Source organism: Urinicoccus timonensis (assembly GCF_900232945.1).
Lineage (GTDB): Bacteria > Bacillota > Clostridia > Tissierellales > Peptoniphilaceae > Urinicoccus > Urinicoccus timonensis.
On the sequence record NZ_OCTU01000005.1, the window covers coordinates 1 to 12783 of the forward strand.

The window sequence follows — 12783 nt, forward strand, 5'->3', positions numbered from 1 at the left end:
CTGGGCCATGAAGTTCTTCTAATCTAAACCATTTTCTAATGGAAGCATGAAGGTTTTCTTCTTTGGTCCCATCAGGTGTATCAGGCCATTTCCCTTGCCTATACAACTGTATGCACTCTTTTTTGAATTCATAGCTATATTTCACAAAAATACCCTCCTTACTGGTTTGTCCAGTAAAGAGGGTACATATCAAGAATTTTCGTCTTCTAGGATTTTTTTTAATTTTCTAAAAACTTTTCACCAATAAGATAGACATCTCCAGCTCCCATGGTTAGAAGGGTGTCTCCGGGTTGGAGGTTCTTTTTACAAAAATCGACAATTTCATCAAAGTCGGCAATGTATTGGGCGTGGTCTCCAATCTTATTAATGGCATCTACCAGGGTCTTGGAGTGGATGTCTCCATAGTCTTTTTCTCGGGCAGCATAGATATCTGTAATAATAACCGAATCAGCCTCATGAAAGCTATGGGCAAAGCCATCTAAAAGTAATTTGGTCCGAGTAAAGGTGTGGGGTTGGAAGACACAATAAATCTTGCCCTGGGCTGCCTGTCTCAAGGCATGGAGGGTGGACTGGATTTCTGTAGGGTGGTGGGCATAGTCGTCAATAACGCTAATGCGGTCTTTACTTCCCTTGTATTCCAAACGACGGTGGACCCCTCCATAGGATTCCAGGCCTTGGATGGCAAGATCAAAGTCTAAACCATTTTCATGGACACTGGCAATAGAGGCTAGAGCATTATAAATATTGTGTAGACCCATGACCTTTAAATGGATGGGGCGAATAAAGTCCCCATGGTAGTAGAGGTCAAAACTTGCTAGGCCAGACTCGGAAAAACGGATATTTTTTGCCTGGTAGTCTGCTTCTTGTTGGACGGAAAAGGTCACGACATGGGCCTTTACTTCCGGAATCAATTTTTTAACATAGTCATTATCAATGTTTAAAATAAGATGACCTTCTGGAGGAATATTTTGAGCATACTCAAGAAAGGTACGGTAAATGTGGTCCATATTGTCAAAATAGTCTAGATGGTCCTCATCCATATTTAAGATAATAGCTGTAGTAGGGAAGTATTTGACAATATTTGCCTTGTATTCACAAGCTTCAGTAAGGAAGAGGTCTCTTTCACCGAAACGGACATTTCCTTTAATTTCATCCAATTCTCCACCAAGTAAAATGGTGGGGTCTTCTTTTAAATTACAAATCATACAAGAAATCATGGAGGTAGTGGTCGTTTTTCCATGGGTACCAGAAACGGCAATGGACTTCTTGTAGTTTTTCATGAGCATACCTAAAAAGCTGGCGCGATCAATTAGGTCGACCTTGGCTTCAATGGCCCCTCGAAGTTCTTCATTGTCCAGGTTAATGGCATCAGTAAAGATAACTACATCAGCCCCTTGAATATTTTCCTTGCTATGGCCAATTTTTACTGGGATTCCGATTTCTCTTAAATGTTGGGTAATTTTAGATTCTTTCATATCGGAACCTGAGACGGTGAAGTGGTTGTGGTGGAGTATTTCTGCTAGGCCACTCATAGAAATACCTCCAATACCAATAAAATGGACATGGCGTTTATTATTTTTAAAATCAAATGCAATCAATAGACGGTCCTCCTCATATAGGATAATTATAGCACAAATTTTCAGGGAAAAGAAATTCCTATTTATAAGTAGGAAAGTTTATAAGTATTTACTTTTACTCATGTAATATAGTATAATGATAAAAAGGAAAGGATGGTGACACCATGAACATTACGGATATTCGTATTCGGCAAATTAAAGATGGGGGCAGGATGAAGGCAATTGCTTCTGTAACATTTGACGGAGATTTTGTCGTTCATGATATGAAAGTAATCGAAGGAACAGATGGACTTTTTCTAGCAATGCCAAGTCGTCGCATTCCATCAGGATCCTTTAGAGACATCGCACACCCAATTAATTCAAAAACAAGAAATGAACTTGAGGAAGCCGTTATCAATGAATTTCATAAGGTAGTGGCAGAAGAAGATGCCGTGGAAGAAGTTAGCTCGGCAGAAGACGGGACAGATACTCAAGAAATGGATTGAGCTTTTAAGAGGAACCATTCAAAAAATTAATAAGAAGACAAAAAGAGGACAGGTTAACCTGTCCTCTTTTGATATCAACTTAAAGTTATTTAATTATAAAGTACGGCTTTTATTTTAAAATTCGAATTTAAAAAAGAAGAGGCTAGGAAGAGTAATCTATCAAATGGAAAAGTTTAACAAAAGTTGTAAAAGTACTTAGTAAGGACTATACTATAGTTTATAGAAGAAATTTCTTTATTGAGGCAGCAAGGGTGACAAAAAAAGTAAAGAGATGAGGAAAAGGTTTTATAAAAGGAGGAAAAATGAAAAAGTTTGTGGCTCTTGCCTTAACTTTTGTTATGTTATTCACCTTCCTGCCCTGGCAAGTCTTGGCAGAGGATGAAAGCGCAATGACAGAAGACGGCTTTATAACGGAAGCATTGGATCCAGAAAAGAAAGAAGAAGCCCATCCAATATTGGAGGATGAAGAGAAGGACCTCACAGTTTTAGAAAATCAACCCCTTGATCAGGAAGATTCATCGGGCCTAGACATAGGCCAGGCTGTAATTCCTCCAGCTCTTAAAGAGCCTGCTTCTAATATCAATGAAGTAGACACGGTAGAGGTTTTTAAACAAGCAGTTAAAAATGCTAAAGATGGGGATGTAATCCTTATAAAGGATTTAAAAAATCCAAAAGATTTTCAAGGTGAGGAAATTGTTATTGATAAGAATCTGACCATTAAGGCAGAATTGGAATACGAGACCGAACAGACTATGTATAAACCTATCAAAACAAACATCCAGGTGCGGGAGATAGCGATATTAAAAAACCTTAGCTTTGATATTGCCAAGGGCAAAACATTAACTCTGTCTACCGTAAAGATATACGGAAATGAAGGGATGGTGCCCATTCATGGAGATGGGAATCTGATCGTTAGCAATCTATCCGGAATCTTTGCCGCAAAGGGTATGGCTGCCGTCAACCTTCCCGCTGGCATCGTAGAGGTGAAGGGAATTGAAAGCATAAAGAACGAACGTACAGATTACAATGATATCATAGAAAAGGTAAAAGCAAGCGGCGTGACGGACTTTGGCCGTCTTTATGTCAACAGAAAAAATATAGAGGATGTCAATAGAATCGTCGGCGGCGAAGGCGACACCAAAGCCGGCGAGGCCATTATCGCCAAGAATTTTGTGATGACCGACACGAACAACCAAGGCTTTCAGATCATAGGCGGAAATAGTAAGGAGGGCCAAGGAGCCTTCGCCATCCTCGCCGATAATGTCAAAATAGACATACGCCAAGCACAATCGACCCTTCCGAATCTTCTTATCAAGGGGGGCGACGGTCGCTATCCAGGAGGAGCTATTCGAGGGATGAATTTGGACATCGTCGCCGGAGGAAGCCCAAATTCCATGAACGGCATTCGTCCCGGTGCAGGCACTAGGCCAAATCCCGGCATTGAACCGGGAAGTGACCATTACGTCGGCGTCGTTGAAGTGAAGGACGGCGGCAAGTTGGACTTCGGCAAGGGAATCGAAGAGAGCAAGCAAAGCCATCTGGCAGGCTTCGATCAAAGCTATTTTTACGGTCCCACTATTCTCGCCAAGGGAGATGCCCAGGTAAATATCCACGGAGGTACCGTGACAGGAGCCTTGGTGAATCCAAAGCAAGACCAATATCACCTCGCCCCTCGTGCCGTCATAGAAATGGGTACGGGGAAATTAAATGTGACATCGACAAATGTTGAAGCTGTCGTCGAAGGCGGATATGCGACGCACGGAAACTTAGAGGCTATGATTCTTTCTCAAGGCGATGTTCTTCTTTCTGGCGACAAGGTCTCCGTGAGAGGGCCGGGCTTTCCTAGCATACCCAAATCGGCTGGCTACGCCACGGCCAATGGGTCCAAGCGTGGTGCTGCTGGTGTAAAGACCACAGGCGATGTAACCATCACTAAAGGTGCCAACGTCAAGGGCGGTACCATTAATAATCTTTTGATTGAAGACGACGCGCTTAAAAACCAGTACCGCACGGGCTCAGGCATCGTCGGTGCCAACAAGGTCACCGTTAGTAATGGTGCCATCGTTCAAGGAGACGGTCTCTTTAATTATAAGAAGGGCGCATTAGAAGAAGACTATAAATATCGAGCGTTGAATCTGTCTTCCGGCTACGGCGTGGAAGATGTCAAGGAACTGGTCATCGATGACGGCTTTGTTCATGGCGGCGATCTCAATTATACAAGTGGTCAATGTAACCCGAAAAATGTTTGCTCGGGACACGGCACGGCGGGCAGCGGAATTAAAAACGTGCCCAAGGTCGAAATCAAAGGCGACAGCCTCGTCATCGGTGGCTCACCTGTAGGAAATTACACTAGGAATTATCTCTTTTTCGGCAAGCTGGAGGCGGGTCACGGCATAGATAACAGCGAAATTCAAAATGATGTCGTTAATATTTCCGGCTCCGCCAAGATTTACGGCGGCAATAGCGGCTTGAAAGGCGGCCACGGCATTGTCGGCTCGGAAAAGATTGCAGTCGCAGACGATGCCCATATTTCTGGCGGAGCCTGCCGAGAACTGGTTGACGGTGCACCAGCTGGAAGCGGCATTTACAATGCTACCGACGTTACCGTCACCGGCGGCACCGTAGAAGCAGGGAACCACGCCTTCCAAAACGACTACGACTATATGAAAAACATGATGCATCCGAGAACTAAGGACAAAAATTACCCCGGCGACTCTTCCAACGCCGTGGCCATTCACGCCAAAGGTTTGGTCCTTGTTGACGGAAAGGACAAACAGCCGGTATTGAAATCCCATTTCTCTGATTATATTGCGTTATCAGCCCCAGCAGTAAAGCTTGAGGGAGACAACGGAACGTTTATTTTAGGAAAAGGAAAGGTAGAAGCGGCAACGCCTCTTTCAAACTTAGTTGAAGGCGGTCGCTACCATGTGGACATCTTTAAGGATAACGAAGTGAATACAGTCAAACTCGTCGATGAAGCGAACGACAGTCAAGGCCTTCGCTACAAGGATGCCTCCACGCCTCTCTACCGCGTTTTCTATAAAGACGGAGATAAATATATGGACGCTTCCATCGATGGAACCAAGCCCATAGAAGTAGCAGGCTATAAACTCTATGCCAAAGATAGTCCCATGAAGCTGTCCTTCCTTTCTTACGGAAGAAAGATGGAAGGACAAAAAACGGCTTATGATTTTATCGAAGAAAAAGACCCAAGTAAAAGATCCATTAAACACATGTTAGCTGACAATCTTTTAATTAAAAAGCCAGCTAAACCAAACCCAGGAGAAAAACCAGTCAAACCAAATCCAGGAGAAAAATCAACAAAGCCAATTGGAATTTACTTTACTCTAGGACCTAGTAAGCTCAACACAGAAGATCACTTTGCCTATCTCTTTGGCTATCCAGATCAAACTTTTGGTCCAGATAAGTTGATGACAAGGGGAGAAGTAGCAGCCATGTTTGTTCGCTTAATGGAAAGAGCTCCAGAGGCAGGGAATCCATCTTTTACTGATGTAAATAAGGACACTTGGTGCTACACTTATGTTGCTAAGGCAGAAGCGGCTGGTATTTTAAAGGGCTATGAAGATCATACCTTCCGACCCAACAATCCCATTAGTCGGGCAGAATTTGCGGCTATTGCCATGAGATTTGACCAATTGAAACCAGCAACCATGCCCTTTACAGATGTAGGAGAAAATCATTGGGCACATGATGCGATTGCTAGTGCCTATGCCAAGGGATGGATTTCAGGCTATCCAGACAAAACATTCCGGCCAGAGGAAAATATAAAACGATCTGAAGTTGCAACAATGACGAACCAAGTATTAAACCGTTATGCTGATAAGGCTTGGGTTCAAGAGCACAAAAACTTAATTGTCCATTTTATAGATATAGGACAAGACCATTGGGCTTATTATCCTATTGTAGAGGCAACCAATGGCCATGACTACACTCGGAAATCAGATGGTAAGAATGAAAATTGGATTCAATTAAATAATTATCAACGTCGGTAAGAAGAAATAAAAAATGCCTACTCAAGTAGGCATTTTTTATTTACTTAGGCCCTCTAATTAAATTAGGTGGCGATTTATATACTATTGTAATGGTTACTTGGCTTGGGTAATTTTCTGATATTCTTTAGGAGTGCAGCCGGCATATTTTTTAAAGGTTGTAGAAAAGTGACTTTGACTTGAAAAGCCACAGGTATAAGAAATAGATGTAAAGGAATCCTTTCCCTCTTCGATTAGCTTTTTGGCATGTTGGACTCGAAGAAGAGAAACATATTCGCAAAACTTATGGCCGGTTTCTTCTTGGAAGAGGTGGCAGAGGTAGTTTTTGGAGAGGTGGAGTTTTTTAGCGACAGTATCCAGGGTGATTTTTTCATGAAAGTGTTGTTGGATATAGGTTAGGGCTTGCTTAATCAGTTGGTGGTCCACAGAAATGAGGACGGTTCCAAAGCGGTTTTTGTATTCATTTAAGATGGTCTCACCAAGAGCAACAGCCTGTTCAAAAGTTTCTATCTCTTGAATCTGTTGGTCAAAATTTTCTGCCATCTTTTCTAAATGTAATTTATATTTGAGTAAAAAATATGTACATAAATAAACATTTAAATGGTCTAGGTATTTTTGAAGAGAGGGAAGGTCCTCACTATAGGGACTTAACTCTCGATAGAGAGTATCGTTTGCGTTTTTTAAAGTAGAATTTTTTAATTTTTTTACTAAATTAAGGTAATCGTACATAAGAACTCCTTTTTTATATGATAAATAGGCGATAAATGAAAAGCAAAGAGCAACAGAAGCTACTATAATAATAGTATAAATGATATCAAATATCAATAATTTTAGGAGGAATTATGAAAAATATTAAAGTAATTTATTGGACTGGAACAGGAAATACAGAAAAAATGGCCCATGCCATTGTTGAAGGAGCCAAGGAAGAGGGGGCAAATGTAGACTTACTTTTTGTAACGGATGCCACAGCAGAAGATGTAAAGTCTGCTGACGCCATAGCTCTCGGTTGTCCAGCTATGGGAGCTGAAGAATTGGAAGAAACTTGCTTCCGGCCCTTTATTGATGAAATTAAACCACTTTTATCTGGCAAGGCCACAGCCTTATTTGGCTCTTATGAGTGGGCAGACGGTCAATGGATGAAGGAATGGGTGGAAGAAATGGACGATTGTGGAGCAAGACTGGTTGCAGATGGTTTAATTGCCTACGATGATCCCGATGAAGATGCCCTTTATGACTGCAAACTATTGGGACGAGACTTGGCTCGGTCTTAAGATGCCCAAGGAAAGTCTCCTATCTTTTTTTGAAAGGCTGGGTCAGCTGGATGAATTTTCCTATCTCTATGGATATTTAAGGGTTCAGCTGGCCCCGACTCTTTATTGTAACAAGGTTGGGACCCTCTTAAACTTATCCATGACCCATTTGCCCCTACATAAAATTTTTTTAGACAAGCAAAAATATTTTGAAGAGGCCCTTGGGGTCCAATCTTTTATCTTAAAAGAGTCCCTACAAGGAGTTTTGGTTTACTTTTTCAAAAAAGATTCATTAGAAGCCCATCTAAGGCAGGAAGAAATTCAACTCTTTTTAAAAAGCTACAAATATAAAGATCCCGCAAACCTATACGAGGCCCTAAAGACGCTCAAAAAGCACTTTCAAAGCTCCTGTCCCCATGAAGTGGGGATTTTCCTAGGCTATCCAACTTGTGATGTAGTAGGATTTTCCACCCTGGGAGGGAAAAGGTGTAAGTTCAAAGGCTATTGGTGTGTTTATCAAAATGTTGATTTTTCTAAAAAAATTTTTGCCCAATATGATGCGATTAAATTAAAAACCATGGACCAAGTCATGGATGAATACCAATTAAAGCAGTCTGTTTAAGGGAAAATAAAAGTATATCTTTAAAACCGCCGATGGCTTGAGCTATCTTGGCGGTTTTTTATAGGCTAAAAGAAAATTTAAGTGAAATTAGATAGTTCGATCTTTAGAAAATGAAAGACTTGAAAATGTCCCCTTAGAAGATGCTTTTTTTTTCTATTTATTGTAAAATAAACATATAAAGAAAGGTCGTGTATGATGGAAATTTTACAAAGTTTAAGAAATAAAATGCAAGAAAATAAAATAGATATCTACCTGGTTCCAACAGGAGACCCTCATGGTAGCGAATATCCTCCAGATGCCTATAAGTACCGGACCTTCCTAACAGGATTTACCGGGTCTGCCGGGGTGGCAGTGGTCTTTAAGGATAAAGCCTACTGCTGGGCAGATGGTCGCTACTATATCCAAGCGGGAAAGCAATTAGAAGGCTCTGGTTTTAGCCTACAAAAGGACGGCCAACCAGGAGTCCTATCTCCCTATGATTATGTGATAAAAATGGCCCAAGAAGGGGATACGGTAGGCTTCCATGGGGAACTTTTAATGATGAAGGACTTAAAAAAACTGGAAAGTCAAAGACCAGATTTAAGCTTTAAGGCAGTGGATTTAATGACCGACTTGTGGGAAGGACGACCCAGCCTACCTCAAGAGCCAATGTTTATTCTAAAAAATGCCTACACTAAATTCACCACCCTGGAAAAAAGAGACCAGGTTATGGAAGAATTAAAAAAATATAAGGCAGATAGCTTGGTTTTGTCATCGCTGGATGATATAGCTTGGTTTACCAACCTTCGGGGAAGAGATATTGAGAACAATCCTGTTTTCTTGAGTTTTTTAACCCTGGATAATAAGCACCTGGTCCTATATATTGACTTAAGGAAAATTGACCAAGAAATTGTAGAGTATTTTGAACAACAAAAGATTGTGGTCAAGGAATACAATGATTTTTACCAAGACATTAAGAAGTTGAAGGACAAGAAGATTTTACTAGACCCCAGCAAGACAAATGCCTTGGTCTATAATCATCTAAGGGAGAAAAATCAACTAATTGAAGCCATTAACCCTACAACTATGCTAAAGGCTGTAAAAAATAAGGTGGAGTTGAATAATTTAAAAGCAGCCTATGTTGACGATGGTGTGGCCTTGGTTAAATATTTTTCTTGGCTAAATCAAGAAATTTCGGCAGGAAAAGCCATTACTGAATATGAGGCACAAAACAAGTTAATTGACTTTAGAAAAAATATTGTGGACTATATTGAAGACTCCTTTACACCGATTTCTGCCTATGGAGCGAATGGGGCCATGATGCACTATTCAGCTCAAAAGGAAAGTACAGTTATTGAAAAAGACTCTTTTTATTTAATCGATAGTGGTGGTCAATATTTACGGGGAACCACAGATATTACTCGGACCCTCCACTTTGGGCAACCAACAGAAGAAGAAAAAAGAGATTACACCCTAGTTTTAAAGAGTCAAATCAGCCTGGCCAACACCATCTTCTTGGAAGGAACCAAGGGAAGTCAATTAGATGCTATTGCCAGAAGACCTATTTGGCAATACCACATGGACTATAAGTGTGGAACAGGTCATGGAGTTGGCTACCTTTTAAACGTCCATGAAGGACCTCATAGGATTAGTCGCTGGACAGAGGATTGTCCTTTGGAAGAAGGCTATATCGTTACCATTGAACCTGGTATCTACAAGGAAGACATGTACGGAATCCGCCTTGAAAATGACGTAGCTGTGAAATTAGATGGAACAGCTCCTGATGGGACTTTCTACTCTTTTGACATGCTAAGCTATATTCCCTTTGATCGAAAATGCATCAACCCAGAACTCTTAACCCAGGAAGAAAGACAATGGTTAAATCGTTATAATGAACAAGTTTATGACCTCTTAGCTCCTAATTTGAACAAAGAGGAAGAAGAGTATCTTTCCATTCAAACAGAAGCTTTTTCGGAAAAATAATGGTTACAAAAGAGCAATTAGACCTACTTCCCAACAACCCTGGCGTCTATTTAATGAAGGATGCTTCGGACACGGTAATTTATGTTGGCAAGGCTAAAAATTTAAGAAAGAGAGTCCGTCAATACTTTGGATCCTATGGTCAAAGCTCCTCAAAGGTGAGGGCCATGGTGTCCCACATTGAAGATTATGAATACATCATTGTTGAAAATGAAATTGAATCCTTGGTTTTAGAACAAAACCTCATCAAGGAAAAGCGACCCAAGTATAATGTCCTCCTTAGGGATGACAAGCAATATCCATATATAAAAATAACTCGCGGGGAAGAATTTCCTCGCGTTTTAAAAACAAGACGGCTAGGCAAGGATGGGGCTAAATACTATGGTCCTTTTCCAAATACTACAGCAGTCAATGAAGCCATTGATCGATTCCATGAATTTTATCCTATAAGGGACTGTCATTTAAACATTGAGAAGTCCATAGGCAAGGTTAGGCCCTGTTTAAACTATTTTATTCATCGCTGTATGGGCCCCTGTACCGGAGAGGTTTGTCCTCAAGACTACAATCAACATATAGAGGCCATTCAAAATTTTTTGGACGGAAAGAAAACAGACCTCTATGAAAAAATCCAAACTGCCATGGAAAAGGCTTCTGAAAACTTAGACTTTGAACAGGCTGCCAAGTATCGAGACTCCCTAAGATCTTTAGAGATTTTAAATGAAAGACAAAAAATTACAGATGCCAATTCAGACAAGGAGCAGGATGTTATCGCCATTGCTCGAGATGTCAATGATGTATTGGTACAAATATTTTTTATTCGAAATGGAAAAATTATTGGCCGGGAACATTTTTTATTGGACCACTTTAACCAAGAGTCTACAGAGGAAATTACTGAGACCTTTATCAAACAATTTTATAGTGGGACAGCCCATATTCCCAAGGAAATTCTCGTTGAGAAAGATTTAAGTGACTCCACTATTGAAGATTGGTTGAGTCAAAAAAGAAAGAGCCGGGTCCATATCCAATCTCCTAAAATAGGGGAAAAAAGAGACCTGGTCCGACTGGCCAAGCAAAATGCCATAGATATGTTGAGTAAAAACTCAGACAAGTATAAGAGAAAGAAGAACGAACGAAGGATGGCCTTAGAGGACCTTCAAGATGTCTTGAATTTAAAAGACTTTCCTCATCGTTTGGAATGCTATGATATTTCCAATATTTCTGGAGTGGAATCAGTAGGGTCTATGGTGGTTTATGAAGATGGGCTGGCCAAAAAAAGCGACTATCGGAAATTTAAAATTAAAACAGTTCAAGGACCAGATGACTATAAGAGCATGGAAGAAGTTTTAACTCGACGTTTTTTACGGGGACAAGCAGACAAGAAAGAAGGCAAGATGAACTCTTTTTACATCTATCCGGACGTACTTTTAATTGATGGAGGCTTGGGACAAGTCAATGTAGTAACAAGGGCTTTAGATAAGTTGGGCATTGAAATTCCCATTGTGGGTCTGGTAAAAGATGACTTCCATAAAACAAGGGGACTTGTTTACCAGGGAAAGGAAATCCAACTCAAGGTCTCATCAAGGCTTTATAGACTTTTGTTTTCCATCCAAGAAGAAGCTCACCGTTTTGCCTTAAACTACCATAAAAGTTTGCACGCAAAGTCCATGTTCAAGTCCCAGTTAGATGATATTCCTGGGATTGGTCCCAAAAGAAAGCAGGCCCTGATGAAGCACTTTAAGAGTATTCAAAAGATCAAGGAAGCGTCTATTGAAGAGTTAAAAGAGGTAGATGGAATGAATATAAGGGCGGCAGAAAGTTTAAAGAATTATTGGAAGGAGAATAGGTAATGAATGGATCTTTTTCTCTAAAACAACTGATTGATGATATGGGATTTGAAGTTGTTTATCTGGCAAAAGGTTATGAAGAAGTAGAGATTGAATCAAATGAATTAAATCGGCCAGGTCTACAATTGTTTGGCTACTTTCGAAAATACGTGTCAGAGCGAATCCAAATCATTGGAGGGGCAGAATGGCAGTTTTGCAATGACTTAACCCATGAAAAGCGCTACCAGGTTCTGGAGCCTATTTTTGCAAGCCATATTCCTGTCATGATTTTTTCCAGGGGAAATACGGTCTTTGACGAGGCAATCGACCTTGCAAAAAAATATAATCGAACCATTTTAACGACTAAGGCTACCACCAGCCGCCTGGTTAACCAGCTTATTAACTATACGGATGTTTTATTGGCTCCCAGTATGCGAGTTCATGGGATATTGATGGACATTTACGGCGTCGGTGTTTTACTTACAGGACCTTCCGGGGTAGGAAAGAGTGAAACAGCTCTAGACCTATTGGTCAATGGCCACAAGTTGATTAGTGATGATTCTGTAATCATCCGGCGTTTAGATGAACAATTACATGGGACAAGTCCCAAGGTTACCCAGCACTTTATGGAAATTCGAGGTGTGGGGATTATTGATGTTCAAAGGATTTTTGGTGTGGGCTGTGTAATGGAGGAAAAAGAAATTGACCTGATTGTCCATTTGGAACCCTGGAATGAAAACATATCCTACGATAGACTGGGAGAAAAAAGCCAATATGGTCAATATTTAGGCATTGAAGTTCCTTTAATGACTATTCCGGTAAAAAGTGGTCGAAATACCTCCATGGTAATCGAAGTAGCCACTAAAAACTTTAAATTAAAAGACTTGGGTTATAATGCAGCCCTAGCTTTAAATGACCGGCTAACCAAAGAAATCAATCGAAGAAAAAAGAACCATTAAAAATTAGTCCAGGCTAAGGAAGCCGGGACTGGCAAGGGACTGAAAGAGAGCTTTTAACCCTTGGGAAAAGCGAAAAATTTTCAAAATATTAAGGACGA

At 40.6% G+C, this 12783-nt stretch carries 9 protein-coding genes; 7 read left to right on the forward strand and 2 right to left on the reverse strand.

Features of this window, described 5'->3' with window-relative positions; translation table 11 throughout:
- Window positions 1-218: 218 nt before the first annotated feature.
- Window positions 219-1598 (reverse strand): UDP-N-acetylmuramate--L-alanine ligase, encoded by a 1380-nt coding sequence (gene murC, locus CS898_RS07785; protein ID WP_099208755.1) that lies wholly within the window; start codon window positions 1596-1598, stop codon window positions 219-221.
- A gap of 143 nt (window positions 1599-1741) precedes the next feature.
- Between murC and spoVG the strand changes: the two genes are divergently transcribed.
- A complete protein-coding gene (spoVG, locus tag CS898_RS07790; RefSeq protein ID WP_099208756.1) occupies window positions 1742-2062 on the forward strand; it encodes a septation regulator SpoVG in 321 nt (106 codons plus the stop codon).
- A gap of 302 nt (window positions 2063-2364) precedes the next feature.
- Window positions 2365-6075: an S-layer homology domain-containing protein gene (locus CS898_RS07795; protein WP_099208757.1), complete on the forward strand. Its 3711-nt coding sequence runs from the start codon at window positions 2365-2367 to the stop codon at window positions 6073-6075.
- Between the two features lie 93 nt (window positions 6076-6168).
- On the opposite strand, the gene CS898_RS07800 is transcribed toward CS898_RS07795, so the two are convergent.
- Window positions 6169-6801 (reverse strand): helix-turn-helix transcriptional regulator, encoded by a 633-nt coding sequence (locus CS898_RS07800; protein WP_099208758.1) that lies wholly within the window; start codon window positions 6799-6801, stop codon window positions 6169-6171.
- Between the two features lie 113 nt (window positions 6802-6914).
- Between CS898_RS07800 and CS898_RS07805 the strand changes: the two genes are divergently transcribed.
- The 5 genes from CS898_RS07805 to hprK all read left to right on the forward strand — a co-directional run bounded on the left by CS898_RS07805 (window position 6915) and on the right by hprK (window position 12685).
- Window positions 6915-7343 (forward strand): flavodoxin, encoded by a 429-nt coding sequence (locus CS898_RS07805; RefSeq protein WP_009431721.1) that lies wholly within the window; start codon window positions 6915-6917, stop codon window positions 7341-7343.
- Window positions 7303-7944, forward strand: a complete 642-nt coding sequence (locus CS898_RS07810; RefSeq protein WP_159459145.1) for a DUF3793 family protein — start codon at window positions 7303-7305, stop codon at window positions 7942-7944. The genes CS898_RS07805 and CS898_RS07810 overlap by 41 nt, the downstream gene beginning before the upstream one ends.
- A gap of 195 nt (window positions 7945-8139) precedes the next feature.
- Entirely contained in the window at window positions 8140-9906 is a 1767-nt protein-coding gene (locus CS898_RS07815; RefSeq protein WP_159459146.1) for an aminopeptidase P family protein, read from the forward strand.
- On the forward strand, window positions 9903-11750 hold the full coding sequence (uvrC, locus tag CS898_RS07820; protein ID WP_099208761.1) for an excinuclease ABC subunit UvrC: 1848 nt from the start codon (window positions 9903-9905) through the stop codon (window positions 11748-11750). Before CS898_RS07815 ends, uvrC begins: the two co-directional genes overlap by 4 nt.
- Window positions 11750-12685: an HPr(Ser) kinase/phosphatase gene (hprK, locus tag CS898_RS07825; RefSeq protein ID WP_099208762.1), complete on the forward strand. Its 936-nt coding sequence runs from the start codon at window positions 11750-11752 to the stop codon at window positions 12683-12685. Before uvrC ends, hprK begins: the two co-directional genes overlap by 1 nt.
- The last annotated feature ends 98 nt before the right edge of the window (window positions 12686-12783 follow it).